This is a genomic window from Dawidia cretensis (assembly GCF_018598175.1).
In the GTDB taxonomy this organism is placed as follows: domain Bacteria; phylum Bacteroidota; class Bacteroidia; order Cytophagales; family Cyclobacteriaceae; genus Ohtaekwangia; species Ohtaekwangia cretensis.
In genome coordinates this window covers 219,041-234,478 of record NZ_JAHESE010000004.1, presented here as the reverse complement: position 1 = coordinate 234,478, position 15,438 = coordinate 219,041, and the positions used below count along the sequence as shown (strand labels likewise).

The 15,438-nt window shown below is 52.4% G+C and carries 15 protein-coding genes; 13 read left to right on the top strand and 2 right to left on the bottom strand.

The genetic code is table 11. The features are described 5' to 3' along the window. Window position 1: 1 nt before the first annotated feature. Genes KK062_RS07260 through KK062_RS07235 form a run of 6 tightly spaced genes read left to right on the top strand, consistent with a single transcriptional unit; the run spans window position 2 to window position 4,375 of the window. Complete coding sequence (locus KK062_RS07260) at window positions 2–838, top strand: phytoene/squalene synthase family protein (protein ID WP_254083601.1); 837 nt, start codon at window positions 2–4, stop codon at window positions 836–838. Continuing rightward, complete coding sequence (gene idi / locus KK062_RS07255; RefSeq protein WP_254083600.1) at window positions 838–1,371, top strand: isopentenyl-diphosphate Delta-isomerase; 534 nt, start codon at window positions 838–840, stop codon at window positions 1,369–1,371. The genes KK062_RS07260 and idi overlap by 1 nt, the downstream gene beginning before the upstream one ends. Beyond that, entirely contained in the window at window positions 1,368–2,705 is a 1,338-nt protein-coding gene (locus KK062_RS07250; protein WP_262899168.1) for a cryptochrome/photolyase family protein, read from the top strand. The genes idi and KK062_RS07250 overlap by 4 nt, the downstream gene beginning before the upstream one ends. Before the next feature lie 5 nt (window positions 2,706–2,710). Further along, window positions 2,711–3,169: an SRPBCC family protein gene (locus tag KK062_RS07245; RefSeq protein WP_254083599.1), complete on the top strand. Its 459-nt coding sequence runs from the start codon at window positions 2,711–2,713 to the stop codon at window positions 3,167–3,169. A gap of 2 nt (window positions 3,170–3,171) precedes the next feature. Beyond that, window positions 3,172–3,666 (top strand): sterol desaturase family protein, encoded by a 495-nt coding sequence (locus tag KK062_RS07240; protein ID WP_254083598.1) that lies wholly within the window; start codon window positions 3,172–3,174, stop codon window positions 3,664–3,666. A 22-nt stretch (window positions 3,667–3,688) separates the two neighbouring features. Next, a complete protein-coding gene (locus tag KK062_RS07235; RefSeq protein ID WP_254083597.1) occupies window positions 3,689–4,375 on the top strand; it encodes a lycopene cyclase domain-containing protein in 687 nt (228 codons plus the stop codon). 60 nt (window positions 4,376–4,435) lie between these two features. Here KK062_RS07235 and KK062_RS07230 read toward each other — a convergent pair whose 3' ends face one another. Next, on the bottom strand, window positions 4,436–5,182 hold the full coding sequence (locus tag KK062_RS07230) for a hypothetical protein (protein WP_254083596.1): 747 nt from the start codon (window positions 5,180–5,182) through the stop codon (window positions 4,436–4,438). A gap of 388 nt (window positions 5,183–5,570) precedes the next feature. Here KK062_RS07230 and KK062_RS07225 point away from each other — a divergent pair, with 388 nt between their 5' ends. The 3 genes from KK062_RS07225 (at window position 5,571) to KK062_RS07215 (ending at window position 9,929) form a co-directional block, all read left to right on the top strand. Next, on the top strand, window positions 5,571–6,875 hold the full coding sequence (locus KK062_RS07225) for an NAD(P)/FAD-dependent oxidoreductase (protein WP_254083595.1): 1,305 nt from the start codon (window positions 5,571–5,573) through the stop codon (window positions 6,873–6,875). A gap of 3 nt (window positions 6,876–6,878) precedes the next feature. Next, the gene (locus KK062_RS07220) at window positions 6,879–8,831 is read left to right on the top strand and encodes a KUP/HAK/KT family potassium transporter (protein WP_254083594.1); all 1,953 of its coding nucleotides are present in this window, start codon (window positions 6,879–6,881) and stop codon (window positions 8,829–8,831) included. Between the two features lie 297 nt (window positions 8,832–9,128). Continuing rightward, a complete protein-coding gene (locus KK062_RS07215; protein ID WP_254083593.1) occupies window positions 9,129–9,929 on the top strand; it encodes a phosphatase PAP2 family protein in 801 nt (266 codons plus the stop codon). Between the two features lie 50 nt (window positions 9,930–9,979). Here the strand turns inward: KK062_RS07215 and KK062_RS07210 are convergent, their stop codons facing one another. Beyond that, entirely contained in the window at window positions 9,980–10,834 is an 855-nt protein-coding gene (locus KK062_RS07210; RefSeq protein ID WP_254083592.1) for a helix-turn-helix domain-containing protein, read from the bottom strand. Window positions 10,835–10,917: 83 nt separating this feature from the next. On the opposite strand from KK062_RS07210, the gene KK062_RS07205 reads away from it, so the two are divergent. The 4 genes from KK062_RS07205 to KK062_RS07190 all read left to right on the top strand — a co-directional run bounded on the left by KK062_RS07205 (window position 10,918) and on the right by KK062_RS07190 (window position 15,437). Further along, complete coding sequence (locus KK062_RS07205) at window positions 10,918–11,919, top strand: SLAC1 family transporter (protein WP_254083591.1); 1,002 nt, start codon at window positions 10,918–10,920, stop codon at window positions 11,917–11,919. Window positions 11,920–12,298: 379 nt separating this feature from the next. Then, on the top strand, window positions 12,299–12,922 hold the full coding sequence (locus KK062_RS07200) for a TetR/AcrR family transcriptional regulator (RefSeq protein ID WP_254083590.1): 624 nt from the start codon (window positions 12,299–12,301) through the stop codon (window positions 12,920–12,922). Between the two features lie 47 nt (window positions 12,923–12,969). Further along, complete coding sequence (locus KK062_RS07195) at window positions 12,970–14,343, top strand: TolC family protein (protein WP_254083589.1); 1,374 nt, start codon at window positions 12,970–12,972, stop codon at window positions 14,341–14,343. A 29-nt stretch (window positions 14,344–14,372) separates the two neighbouring features. Continuing rightward, window positions 14,373–15,437: an efflux RND transporter periplasmic adaptor subunit gene (locus KK062_RS07190; protein ID WP_254083588.1), complete on the top strand. Its 1,065-nt coding sequence runs from the start codon at window positions 14,373–14,375 to the stop codon at window positions 15,435–15,437. The last annotated feature ends 1 nt before the right edge of the window (window position 15,438 follow it).

Genomic DNA, 15,438 nt, shown 5'->3' with positions numbered 1-15,438 from the left:
TATGAAGCAGCTCTTTGATCATGTTTCGATCCGGTGCAGCCGGCTGACAACAAAGGCTTATAGCACCTCGTTCTCGCTGGGCATTTTGTGCCTGGGCAAAGGGCTGCGCGACCCGATCTATTCCATCTATGGATTTGTGCGCTTCGCCGACGAGATTGTCGACTCCTTTCACGATTACGACAAAGCCACGTTGCTGGCGCGCTTTCGCGAAGAGACGTATCGTGCCATCGACGAGGGCATCAGCCTGAATCCGATCCTGAACAGCTTTCAGCATACCGTTCGGCATTACCAGATTGACCGGGAGCTGATCGACCAATTCCTCCACAGCATGGAAATGGACCTAACGCACATAGACTATACGCCGGAAACGTTCCAGGAATATATTCTGGGTTCGGCCGAGGTGGTGGGATTGATGTGCCTGCGGGTATTTTGTCAGCATAATGACACCCTGTACCAGCAGCTGAAGCCTTCCGCCATGCGGCTGGGCGCGGCCTTTCAGAAGATCAATTTCCTGCGCGACCTGCAGGCCGACTTTAGTGGCATGGGGCGCTCGTATTTTCCGGGCATTGACTTGCACATCTTTAACGACACGTGCAAGGCAACCATCGAAGCCAGCATCGCCGACGACTTACACGCGGCGTACCTCGGCATCAAAAAACTGCCACGTGCCGCGCGGTTGGGTGTATATGTCGCGTACGTATATTACCTTGCCCTCTTTCGGAAGATACGCAACACGCCGTCGGAGCTGGTAATGAAAAGCCGCATCCGCATTCGAAACCGGCACAAGGCACGGCTGTTGGCGTACTCGTATGTAAAACATCAACTGAATATGATCTGATGGAACATGTGATACTGGTAAATGAGCAAGACGAAGCCATCGGAACCATGGAAAAAATGGAGGCGCACCGCAAGGGCATTTTGCACCGGGCATTCTCTATTTTGCTGTTTAATTCCAAGGGAGAAATGCTGTTGCAGCAACGCGCCCTGGACAAATATCACAGCGGTGGCTTATGGACCAACACCTGCTGCAGTCATCCGCTGCCCGGCGAAACAATGGAAGCCGCCACCCGCCGCAAGCTATACCAGGAAATGGGCATCGACCTGCAACCGGCATTTGCCTATAAGTTCATCTACCGCGCCGCGCTGGACCATGACCTGATCGAGCATGAATACGACCATGTATATATAGGCTACTACGACGGCGAGCCGGCCATCAACCAGGACGAAGTAGCCAGCTGGAAATACATGGACATGCTTTTGCTGCGGGAAGATATGCGTCTGCACCCGGCGGATTATACGTACTGGTTCAGGCTCATCGTGGAAGGCCTGGAATTCGGGCAGGTCAGCCATACCGTCGTGACCAAGCTTTGAAAAAAAAGACCTCCTCCTACACCCCGGCAGCCGCGGCCGATGTCATCGGCAACGATACGACTATCTTCTGGTTTCGCCGCGACCTGCGCCTGACGGACAACGCCGGATTGTACCATGCGCTGCGCGACAATGAACACGTGGTGCCGGTATTTATCTTCGATACCGTCATACTCGACGCGTTGGAAGACATCGAAGACCGGCGCGTAGAATTTATTCATCAAACGCTGGCAGGATTAAAAGCGCAACTGGAAGCGCTGGGCTCCTCGCTCGTTATTTTGCATGGCAACCCCGTGACGCTCTACCGCGTCCTTCATCCACGGGCGGTCTATACAAATCACGATTACGAACCCTACGCCCGCGAACGCGACGGGGCCATCCAGAAGCTGTTGGAGAAAAAAGGCATTGGCTTCCATGCATACAAAGATCAGGTGATCTTTGAAAAAGATGAAGTTGTCAAAGACGATGGCAAGCCCTATACCGTCTTTACACCCTATAGCCGCAAGTGGAAGGCGGCGCTTACGCCATTCTACCTCAAGCGCTACCCGGTAGAAAAGTATACCGGCCACTTTAAGAAGATCAAACATCAACCCTTCCCTGGCCTGGAAGACATTGGCTTTCAGCGCACGGGCGCGCAGTTTCCCGAGCGTGTGATTCGCACCGGCATTATAGAGAAATATGATCGCACGCGTGACTTTCCAGACGTGCACGGCACAACACGCCTGAGTGTACACCTGCGCTTTGGTACGGTCAGCATTCGCAAGCTATGCCAGGTGGCACAGCAGAAGAACCAGGTGTGGCTGAATGAACTTATCTGGCGTGAATTCTATGCGATGATTCTGTGGCATTTCCCGCACGTGCAGACCGAGTCTTTTAAGCCAAAGTATGACCGTATTGCCTGGCGCAATGACCCCGCGGAGTTTGACTTGTGGTGCACGGGGCAGACGGGCTACCCCATCGTCGACGCCGGCATGCGCGAGCTGAATGCCACCGGCTTCATGCACAACCGGGTGCGCATGATCACGGCAAGCTTTTTGACCAAGCACCTGCTGATTGACTGGCGCTGGGGCGAAGCGTACTTCGGCCAGAAGCTACTCGACTACGACCTGGCCTCCAACAATGGTGGCTGGCAGTGGGCCGCGGGCTCGGGCTGTGATGCGGCGCCGTACTTCCGGGTATTTAATCCGGCGCTACAAACGAAGAAATTTGATCCGGACCACGCCTATATCAAAAAGTGGGTACCCGAATACCAGACCGACGCGTATGCCCGGCCCGTGGTAGAGCACGCCCTGGCGCGCCAGCGTGCGTTGAATACATATAAAAAAGGATTGGGATAAGCATCATGAAGATTTATTCTATAAAGCAGGTACACGTGGTACCCATTACATTGCCCGAAGCCTGGGACTTCTTTTCTTCGCCGCGCAACCTGGCGATCCTCACCCCCGGCAAGCTTAACATCCGCATACAGCATATCTCCGGTTCGGAGAAAATGTATGCCGGACAGCTGATACGCTATACGATCAGCGTGTTGCCCGGCGTTACCACCGACTGGCTAACGGAGATCACCCATGTGCAGGAGCCTGACTTTTTTGTAGACGAGCAACGTTTTGGCCCCTACGCGCTGTGGCATCATCAGCATACCTTTCGCGCGGTACCGAGTGGCGTAGAAATGACCGACGAGGTACACTATGCCCTTCCCTTCGGAATTCTGGGGCGATTCGCCCACTGGCTGTTTGTGAAGCGCCAGCTAAGTACTATTTTTGACTACCGCCGCCAGGTGCTGACCCGGCATTTTGCATAACAATGAATCCCCTAACCATCATATTGTGTGCGCTGATCGTGATCGGAACGTTTTTGTTCTGGGAGCTTGTGGCGTGGTTTACGCACAAGTACATCATGCATGGTTTTTTATGGATCTGGCACCGCTCGCATCACACCGTACACGACCACGCGCTCGAGCGCAACGACTGGTTTGCCGTGGTCTTCAGCCTTCCGTCCATCGGTTTGTTTTATTACGCTACATTGGTAACGTATAATCCATACCTGATCGCCGTGGGGCTCGGCATTCTGTGTTACGGTATCTTTTACTTTATCTTCCACGACATCATCGTCCACCAACGCCTGCGGTGGCGGCCGGCCAAACGCAGCCGTTACCTGCAACGGATGATCCATGCGCATTACGTACACCACGCCCGGCATACCAAAGAAGACTGCGAAGCCTTCGGCTTTTTATATGCTCCCCCGAAATACGAGCCCGGGAAGTTTGAGCTTAAGAAAGACCGGCGGGAGACGCAATAATTAACACCCTACTAAAATCATTTTGAACCCGCACTATCTTTACTTACTGCTCAACCTGCTTTCGCTTGCGTTCCCACTTTTGTTCAGCTTTTACCGGCCGGCACCGTTTTACCGGCAATGGAAATACCTGTGGCCTGCCATCCTGATTCCCGCCATTCTCTTCCTGGCGTGGGACGAGGCCTTTACCCAGGCCGGCATCTGGGGCTTCAATCCCCAATACCTGACGGGCATTATGGTGGGCTCTTTACCACTCGAAGAGATCTTGTTCTTTATTTGTATACCGTATGCCTGTGTATTCACGTATTTCGCGCTGGGACACCTGGTGGAACGCGATCATCTCTTTCCGCACCAGGAGCTGATCTCAAGCGCGCTGATTATCGCCATGCTTGTGCTCGGCATGTATCACCTTGAGAAATTGTATACCGGTACGACCTTCGTGGGCCTGGGGCTTTTCCTGGCGTTCCAGCTGTTGAAGCTGCGCCCACGGTATATGGGCCGTTTTTACCTGGCCTTTGCTGTGATCCTGATCCCGTTCTTTTTGGTCAATGGTGTTCTGACGGGCTCCTTTATTGACGGCGAAGTGGTGTGGTATAATAACGCGCACAACCTCGGTATTCGCATGGGTACCATTCCGCTGGAGGATCTGTTTTACGGTATGCTCATGATCCTGATGAACGTCTCCATCTTCGAATGGCTGCGCCAACGGTAAGAATATAAAAAAAGCCATCTGTCTGCACAGATGGCTTTTTTATATTAACTGTTAAGGAGATTAGATCTTCTTTTCCAGCTCGGTGATTTTGTCTTGCGCTTCGTTCTTGCCCATCGACAGTGCTTTCTTGTACAGTTCGACAGCCTCTTTCAACGTTTCTTTCTTCTTACGGGGAGCCAGCTTGGTGCGGTTAGCAGCTTCTTCCACTGCCTGGGCACGGGCAAAGTATGCGTCGGCTTCGGTCATTTTGCTTTGGATCATCAGCTCTTGCACGCGGGCTTCGATCAGGGCGAGCTCTTGTGTTTTAGCTTCGATTTGTGACGCCTTGTCCGACAGCTCGGCTTCCTGCATGCTCACGGTAGAGATCAGGTTCTGGTTTTCGCTGCGGTATTTTTCAACTTGCTCTTGCAGTTGTACAATCTCCTGGGTTTTGTTTTCCAGGTCTGCTTTCAGTTTTCTGAGAAGCTTAGCGTTTGCACTGTTCTTGGAGTTAGAAGCCGTTACGGTTTTTTCCAGGTCGTCGATCTTCTTTTGTGTGTCACGCACATAGCCGTTGATGTCTTTCATACGCGATGTATAATCGTCGTAGGTAGTGCCTTCTACCATGTTTACACGAAGTAGTTGGCGGCTGGCATCGATGGAATCCATCAGCACACCTACTTCGGTCAGGGTATTGGCCATTTTCTGGCTGGTCTCAAGTTCCACTTTCAGAGAATCCACCTGAGTACGCAGTTGATCCTTCTCTTTTGTATCACACCCAAAAACGAGGGCGGCAAGCGGCAATGCAAAAACTAAATTTCTAGTCATAACTCGTTGATTTTAGAGGTTATAGGGCAAAAGTACAGTTGATTTTGCTGTCAAACGGTTGCACTACCACAAATTATTTTTGTTATACGCCGAATTGCCATTAGCGGCGACCTGTAGCCGCGGTGTATCCGCCGCAACATTACCGGCTTTTTCTTTTTACCCTACCCGGAAGGGATTACATTTGTCACCGTTTTGCAACCAGTAGGGGTAACAAAGCACTTTCGGCAATACGCGGTGGCATATTTTTTTACGTTGTCACGCGATTGTTCCGGGCGGCCGGCATTACCCCTCTCCCCCATGGATGCGTTCTCACCAGACGGGCAGAGGGAAATGTGACATTTTAGGAAATAATAGCGGTTTAGACATATACACTTTTCCGGATACACACATGCCCAAACTGATAAACACGCATACCCGTATTGTCGACGAGGGCAAACCTCGTATCATCGTCATCGGTGGCGGCTTTGGCGGGCTGGAAGTCGTGAAAGGCCTCAAGGGTTTCAAAGCGCAAACCGTACTCTTCGACAAGTATAATCACCACTGCTTTCAACCCCTGCTATACCAGGTAGCCACCTCGGGACTCGAGTCAAGCTCGATCGTGTTTCCGTTTCGTAAGCGCTTTGGTCCTCAACGCGACTTTTACTTTCGGTTAGGAGAAGTAACACAGTTAAAACCGGAAGAAAATACTATTGAAACTTCGATCGGCAGTATAAAATACGATTACCTGGTGCTGGCCAACGGTGCCACCACCAATTACTACGGCATGAAGGACGTCGAAGAGCATGCCATGCCCATGAAGACGATCGTCGACTCGATCAAGCTTCGTAACCTCATCATACGCAACTTCGAAACAGCCCTGCTGACCGACGACCCGGAACTGGTCAATAGCCTGATGGATATCGTGATCGTTGGCGGCGGCCCCACGGGTGTCGAGCTGGCCGGCGCACTGAGCGAGCTGAAGAACCACGTCTTTCCCAAAGACTATCCCGAACTCGAAATGAGCCAGATGGACATCCACCTGGTAGAAGCTACACCCAAGCTGCTGAACGGTATGTCGGAGGCTGCTTCTAAAAAGGCACTGGAGTATTTACAACACATGGGTGTAAAAGTACACCTCAACTGCGCCGTGAAGTCTTACGATGGTCACGAGACCATGTTCAACACCGGCGAGCGGCTCATCACGCGTACCATGATCTGGGCGGCGGGTGTGAAAGGCCAGCCCGTACAAGGCATTGCCGCTTCGTCGCTGGGACGCGCGGCGCGCATGACGGTGGACGAATACAACCGCGTGACGGGCTATGCGAATATCTTCGCCATTGGCGACGCCGCCATCATGACCGGCGATGCAGGTTTCCCCAATGGCCACCCGCAGATGGCGCAGCCTGCTATTCAACAAGGACGGCTGCTGGCCCACAACCTGCGCCGGCTGATTAGTAACAAACCGCTCAAGCCTTTTAAGTACAAGGACCTGGGGTCGATGGCAACCGTCGGCCGGAACCGTGCTGTAGCGGACCTGGGCAAGGTGAAGCTCAAAGGATTCTCAGCCTGGATGGTTTGGATGTTTATTCACCTCATCTCCATTATCGGCTTTAAGAACAAATTCTTTGTTTTGTTGAGCTGGCTGTGGAGCTACTTCTCCTACGACAAGAGTAACCGCTTGATTATCGCCCGTCCCAAAGACGGCGTTCAATAGTATATGGCTAATTCATCTGATAAACACCTGACGCCATTATCCGTTGGCGGCGTACTGGTCTCGTTAGGCATCATTTATGGCGACATTGGTACCTCACCGTTGTACGTATTCAAGGCCATTGTCGGTACCCAAACCATCAACCAGGACCTGATCTTCGGTGGGCTATCCTGTGTCTTCTGGACATTGACGCTGGTCACGACCATCAAGTATGTATACCTGGCGCTGAACGCCGATAACAAAGGTGAAGGTGGAATATTCGCCCTCTACGCATTGGTGCGCCGGTATAAAGCCGGGTGGGTGATCTACCCCGCCATCATCGGTTGCTGTACCCTGATTGCCGACGGGTTTATTACACCGGCCATCTCGGTGTCCTCGGCCATTGAAGGCTTGCGTATTCTCAACCCTGAAATTCCCACGGTCACAATTGTGATCGTGATCCTGGCAGCCCTGTTTTTCTTTCAACAGTTTGGTACCAGCGTGGTAGGCAAGATTTTTGGCCCGATCATGACGGTTTGGTTTTGTACGATCGCCGTATTCGGCATCATGCAGTTCTACGACCACCCGCAGATCTTCCAGGCGCTGAACCCGTACTACGCCTATCATCTCATAGCCGAATATCCCAAAGGCTTCTGGCTGCTGGGCGCGGTGTTCCTTTGTACGACCGGGGCCGAGGCGCTCTACTCCGACCTGGGGCACTGCGGTAAAACCAACATTCGCGTAGGCTGGACGATTGTGAAGATCGCGCTGCTCTGTAACTACTTCGGCCAGGGTGCCTGGCTGCTCGACCACCAGGGCACCGTACTGGGTGAGCAGATTCCCTTTTATGCAATCATTCCGCGTGACTTCCTGCTCTTCGGGATCATCATCGCCACCCTGGCGGCCATCATCGCCAGCCAGGCGTTGATCTCGGGCACGTTCACCCTGGTAAACGAAGCCATGAAACTGAAACTGTGGCCTGCTACCCGCGTGCGTTACCCGAGCCAGGTGAAAGGCCAGATCTATGTGCCGGCCATCAACTGGATCTTGCTGGTGGGCTGTATTGGCGTGGTGCTCATCTTCCGCGAGTCGTCGCGGATGGAAGGAGCCTACGGGCTTGCCATCACCATCGACATGTTGATGACAACTTCCCTGCTGGTGTTTTATTTTATCACCACCAAAAAATCGAAAGTACGTTCAGCCGTCATGGCGGTGATCTTCTTTTCGCTGGAAGGCATGTTCCTCTTCTCCAACCTGGACAAATTTCACCACGGAGGTTGGTTTGCGTTTAGCATCGCGTTCCTGTTCTTTATCATGATGTATGTGTTGCTGCACGCACGCCGCCTGCGCGACCGGCATACCGAGTTTGTCGACTTGAAACACTATGTGGGCATGCTACAAGATTTACAGGCCGACAGCACCGTGCCGAAAGAGGCAACCAACCTCGTGTACCTGGCCATGGCCGACAGCAAGCGCTACATCGACTCCAACATTATCTATTCCATCTTCAAGAAGCGCCCCAAGCGTGCCGATGTATTCTGGTTTGTGCACGTTGACACCGTAGACAATCCGTTCACCAGCAAGTACGTGGTAGACACGATTATTCCACGCAAGTGCTTCTTTGTGCGGATCAAACTTGGCTTCAAAACCGACCACCGCGTGAATCTGTTGTTTAATAAGATCATTCACGAAATGGCCGACGCGGGTGAAATAGACCTGACCAGCCCCTATTCATCGCTGCACAAATACAGCATGATGGCTGACTTTAAGTTTATCATCTTACACTCGTGGGCGTCGTCCGACAGTGAGATCTCGAGCTTTGACCGGTTGATCATTCAGGGTTATCGCCTGTTGAAAGAATACAGCCTGTCGACCGAAGAATTGTACGGCATCGAAGCGGCCAACTTAGAGCTGGAGCGCGTGCCGATCCAGGTCGGACCGCAGGCGCGTGTCAAGATCAAGCGCGAACGCGAGGATTAAGCCGGAAAGCCATATTACCACAATCGTTTTCGAAAACCAGCCGGGAATTGGAACCAAATGCACCGGCTGGCTTGTTTTCACCCCATTAGCACAATATTTCACGATGACGAAAATCTGCTCCGGCCATGGCGCTGAGCACGGTAGAATATTGTATATTAGAGAGTTATAGGGGAATTGACGCGTGCAGAGAGGAAGCTGGGATTTACCAACCCTTGTACCTTTTGGGTAGGAATTACAATCGTAACCATAGTCTGCAATAACGTATCTTTGGTATACGTTTTGCCAACAATAATGCGCATGAAACTAACCCCTGCAGTACTCCTCCTGTGTTTGGCCTGCCCACTGGCAAAGGCTCAGTACAATCAGCACTTTGCTGCCCGTACCAAGCCCACTGCTCCGGCAAAGATCGACCTGTTTATGCAAGAGAAGGCCGTAGAGGCCGAACCGGTGGCGCCCAGCAAAGGTCTTGCCCTGTGGCAAGCCGCGCGCGTGCCCACGATCCTGATCGGTTTGGGCGTCTACTCCACCGTCCGCCGCGACGTCATTAACCGGTACCAGGTACGCGAGGAACGGAACGAGCACCTGCCCAATTTCCATTGCACGGTCGATAACTATCTCATGCACGCCCCAATTTTAATCGTGTATGGTTTGAACGCTGCCGGCGTAAAAGGCAAACACGATTTTCGCAACCGCACACTGCTGCTCGCAAAATCAGAAATGATCATGGCTGCCCTGACATTCTCCTTCAAGAAAGTGACCAACGTGTCGCGTCCGGACGAAAGCAATAACTTCTCGTTCCCGTCGGGCCACACCGCCCAGGCGTTTGCCACCGCTACGTTCCTCGCCAAGGAATACGGCGACCAAAGCGTATGGTACAAAATCGGCGCGTATACTATGGCTACTACGGTAGGCGCTATGCGCATTTTGAACAACCGCCACTGGGTTTCGGATGTGCTGGCCGGTGCCGGTATTGGTATCTTATCTACAAACCTGGCGTATCTCACGCATCAGTATAAGTGGAAGAACAAGAACAGCAACCTGACGGTGCTGCCGGTGTATTCAAACGGCCCCGGGGTGTATCTTGGCATGAGGCTCTAGGATTCCAATAAAAGATATAAAGAAAGCCGCCCGTTGGGTGGCTTTTTCTTTTATGGGCGAGGAACGTTGGCAGCGTTATTTTTTCTGAACATTGTCGGTGAGGCGCCTTTATATTTCTTGAAGATTTTATTCAAATGACTCTCATCTGAGAATCCCAGCTCTTCGGCAATCTCTCCAATCCGCAGATCGCTATACAGCAGTCGATTTACGATGAGTTTCAATTTGTAGCGCACAATATAATCCTGCAAGGTCTGACTAAACTGCTTCTTGAAATACCTACCCAGGTAAGACTCTGAAATTCCGAAGGTGCCGCTGATATATTTTGCGCTCAGCTTTGCTGGATTATAGATGTTGCTTTGGATGTATTCCAGGATGTCGAGCGTCTTTGTTTCGGATTGCTCATTTGCTTTTTCGGGAAGATACTCGGCTATGTTTCTGGCCACGATAACAATGATGGTATTGACCAGCAGGTGAATCAGCTCCTTGTTGTAGAGGTCGCGGTTTACATACTCGCGGATGATGGCATCGATCACCGGGCGCAGCAGGCTCTTGTCGGTCTGCTTCTTGAGGATACAGCCCGGCTGGTGGTTGGCGTGCTGCAGAATATACTCCAGCTTCCGAACACTCTCCCGGTGCAGCACGTTGTTCTTAATATATACATGGGTGAACCGGATCTGGAAAAAGGTGGTCGGTTCCTCCACGGCTAGCCCATGGGTGTCTTCGGGTGTTATGAGAAATAAGTGGCCCGGTATGTACGGAAGCTTATGCTTATTGATGGTTTGAACGCCGGTACCCTTGAGAATGTAGATCAGCTCAAAGAAGTTGTGGCCATGCGCGGTGGTGATCGAATCGCTTACTTCCTTGAAGCTGATCTCAAAAGGCTCATATCCACTTTTTCCTTCCATAGCATCCTTTTTACTGAATTAGCGAAGAATATTACTGAGAACAGCTCACTTCGTCAGTATAATTTTGTCAAAAATAATCAATTATGACTCAATCAGCTGATTTATTGGCGCGCGAAAAGAAAGCAGTACCAGGTAAGAAGAGGATGCTGCCGCTGGCGCCCGCATCGTTTTTTGCTATGACCCTGGGCCTGGCCGAGACGGGCAATGCCTGGCGAAACGCGTCCGCTCTCTGGCATGTCCCTGCGTGGGTGGGTGAGATGCTGGAAGTGCTTGCGATCGTATCGTTCCTGGTGTGGCTTGCGATCTATATAAACAAATGGATCAACTACACGGCGGAAGCAAAGCGGGAGTTTAACGATCCGGTGCAAGCATCGTTTATTGCGCTGATTCCGGAGTCTATCATTCTCATCGCACTAGCCTTATTACCGTACCACGCCGGCGCGGCAGCTTATATCTTCTGGATGGGCTCTCTTTTCAACCTGCTCTATGGCGCGTATCGCCTGTCTACACTCTGGACGACGGAGCGAGAACCCACACAGACCACGCCATCACTTTTTCTGACGTTTACGGCTAGCATATTGGTGAACGCGTTGGCGGCAGGCATCTTCGGATATACTTCTTATGGTTTCGCATTACTGGGTATTGGTACAATCTCGTGGCTGGTCATGGACTCTGTTATAACGCAGCAACTTATTGCAGGCGGGTTGGCCGCGAAGACCCGGAATTTCATGGGTATTTACATGGCTCCGTCCGTGGTCATATTTGTTGCGTACCAGGTGTTGGCGGGTGCGCAGAGCAACCTTTCCATTAGCTATGCTTTGGCGGGATATGCTGTCTTTATCGTCGTAGCGCTGACTTTTGCGCTCCGCTGGCTGCGGCAGCAGCCTTTCGCGCCGGGGTACTGGGCGTATACGTTTGGGATCGCGACGCTTTCGCAGGGATTATCACTTCTTTGCTTAAAAGCTAACGATCCGGCGGTGAATGGCCTGGCCATCGTTGCCTTTATATTGACCAACCTGGTGCTGGTGGCAGTTATTGCCGGCTCGGTGCGGCTGTTTGCTAAAGGGCAGTATTTCCCGAAATGACTGTTCGTTGCGGGCGCTCACTTTTCGCCAAATTCATAGCATAAAGGGGGATACTTCGCATATATAATAGCATCGAAATAGAATTGATATAGCATTGAAATAGAATTGTAATAGCCTTATAGGGCTATTACAATTCTATTTCAAAACACCCCCACATCGAACACAAAGTCGCTTTTGCCCTACCGTTTATCTCTCAAACCGTCATTTTTCCTGAAAAAGCCCCGCCTCTCTCCGTTCTTCTGAGCATCTTTGCCGATCTGGCTTGTCATTTACCCCAAAACACGGGGTGAACAGTGATCTGCCAGTGAAGGAATCTTTATTGGTTTTCTTTGCAACCATAACTAACTTTACACCGTTAAGTAAGTAACCGCTGAACAATATGTCCATCGCCGAGAGAAAAGAACGTCAGAAAATCGAGTTACGGGCCAAGATCCTGGACGCGGCGCGTATGTTGTTCCTGGAGCAAGGCTATGAGCAGACGTCTATCCGCAACATTGCCGACAAGATCGAATACTCCCCAACGACAATCTACCTCTATTTTAAGGACAAGGACGATGTCTTTTATGCCCTGCACCAGGAAGGCTTCGCACTGCTGCGGCAGTTCATGCGGCCCCTGGAGCACGTTTCTAACCCTTTCGAGCGCCTGAAGGCCCTGGCGAAGGTCTATACCACCTTCGCTATGGAAAATACCGAGTTTTACGACCTGATGTTTACCATGCCCGCGCCCATGAACGCGTTGCAGAAAGAGGAATGGACGGAAGGCGACAGTGCCTTTGGCTTTCTGCTGCAGACTATCCGCGACTGCCAGGCGATCGGATATTTCGAGGGTATGGACGCCGAGGTCCTCTCCTACACCGTCTGGTCGATGGTACATGGCATCTGCAGCCTGGAGATCCGTGGCCGATGCAGCAAGGTGCTCAGTAATGCTACGCATGAAAATATCGTCGCCAAGGCTACCGCCCAGGTACTGCACATTTTAGAAAAAATGAATCCACCCCGCTAGACTAAAAAAATTTGTCTTACGACTTAACAGTGTAAACTAAATAACCGATGAACATTTCAACACCCTTCAAGGCTCTCCGGAATTACTGGCTCCTGCTGCTGGTAGCCCTTCTTCCGGCCGGTGTGTACGCTCAGCCGGTGCTCGACGCCTACGTGGCCGAGGGACTGCGTAGCAACGTCGTGCTTCAGCAGCGGAACATTTCGCTGCTGCAAGCCGAAAACTCCCTGCGCATTGCGCGCACGTACTTCCTTCCGTCGGTCACCTTGCAGGGCGACTATACCTCGGGCAAAGGCGGCCGGAGCATCGACATCCCCATAGGCGATCTGCTCAATCCCGTGTACTCATCGTTGAACCAGCTTACCGGCAGTGACGCCTTTCCGCAAGTGCAGAACGTCAGCCAGAACTTCTTTCCCCACGACTTCTACGACGCCAAGGTGCGCACATCCCTCCCGTTGATAAACACCGACCTGTATATGAACCGCGCCATTCAGCACGACCAGGTGGTGCTCAAACAATTTGAGGTCGACGCCTATAAACGCCAGCTGGTGTTCGACATTAAACGCTCGTACTACGACTACCTGGCAGCGATCGAGGCGGTAAAGATCTATGAAAGCGGGCTGGTGCTGGTAAACAAGAATGTAGAAATAAATGAATCGCTGACACGCAACGGCAAAGGGCTTCCCGCCAACCTGCTGCGGTCGCGCAGTGAAGCCGACCGTCTGCGCGCCGACCTGAACAGTGCCAACAATACGGCGGAGAACGCTCGCCGCTATTTCAACTTCCTGCTGAACAAATCCCTTGAAAGTATCGTCACCGTAGACACGGCCGTCATGAGTGTGCCGCTGCCCGACTCGGTGGAGCACGATGCTGCCGCGCGCGAAGAGCTTTCCATGCTGCGCACGGCAAGGTCTATCAATCAATCGCAGATTCGCATGACCCGTCTCAACCGCGTGCCGAAGCTTAGCGCATTCCTGGACCTTGGCTCGCAGGCTACACATTGGGAGTTCAACAACGACTCGCGGTACTACCTGGTGGGTGTACAACTCTCTTTGCCACTCTTTCAAGGCTTCCGCAACGGTTATACCATTCGCCAATATCAACACGAGCTGCACAAGACAGAGCTTGAGCTGAACAATACCACGCGCCAGCTGGAGCTTGCTACATCGATCGCTCAGAATGACTTGCAAACTGCCACGCAAAACCTGCAGGCCGCGCACCAGCAACAACGCTCGGCCCAGAGCTACTTTACACTGATCGAAAAAGGATACCAACAAGGTGTAAACAGCCTGATCGAGTTTCTCGATGCCCGCAACCAGTTGACGGCCTCCGCCCTGCAGCTCAACCTGCGCACCTTTGACGTGCTGCGCGCCATAGCACGACTGGAACGCGAAACAGCTTCCTACGCCTTCACTTCAAACTAACCGATTCTAACGACCTCAACATACGCATTATGAAACGTATCCGTACATCCTTTCTTTCTTCCCTGGCGTTCATCGCCATCCTGGCCGCGGTGCAGGCTTGCTCTGACAGCAAGGGAAACACCCGCAGCATTCCGTCCCGCTCCGAGGCCGTGCCCGTGAAAGTCATGGCCCTGGAGAAAAGCTCTTCCGCTGCCGCCGTCATTGCCTCTGGTCAGCTGAGTACCGAAGACGAGTCGATCCTGAGCTTTAAGATCGGCGGCGTGGTCAGCCGCGTGCTGGTCAAAGAAGGTGACGCCGTCAGGAAAGGGCAACTGCTGGCAATACTCGACCAAACCGAGATCGACGCCACGGTAGCACAGGCACGCCACGGCTTTGAGAAAGCCCAGCGCGACTACGAACGCACCAGCCACTTGTACCACGACAGCGTCGCTACCCTGGAACAATGGCAGAACTCCCAAACCGCGCTGGACGTAGCACGCGAACAGCTCGCTGCCGCCCGCTTTAACAAGAGCCACGCGGAGATACGGGCTGCCGGCAACGGTTATGTATTAAGCAAGTTTATCAATCCCGGCCAGGTAGTAGGCGTAGGCGAACGGGCCCTGCAGTGTAACGTTACGTCCAATGGCAACTGGGTCCTGAAAGTAAGTGTGAGCGATAAACAATGGGCACTGCTGAAGGTCGGAGAAAAAGCCACGATCTCCATCGATGCCTTTCCGGATCAATCGTTCCCCGCCCTTATTTCCCGGAAGTCTGAAACCGTAGATCGCCAGACCGGCACCTTTACAGTAGAGCTTCGTCTGGACGCTACCAAAGCACGCCTGGCTACCGGCATGTTTGGCTCGGCGAAGATCCAATCCGCACAAACCAATACCTTCTGGTCGGTGCCCTATGAAAGCGTGCTCGATGCCAGTGGCGACGAAGGATTTGTCTTTGTTACACGCGACGATAAAACCGCCCATAAGCAACGCGTTACGGTGGCCTCCTTTGACGGCCAGCACATCAACATTCGCGGCGGCCTGGAAGATGCCGGCAAGCTGATCATCTCCGGCAGCGCATACCTGTCCGACAACTCTCCTATCACCATTATACCGTAAG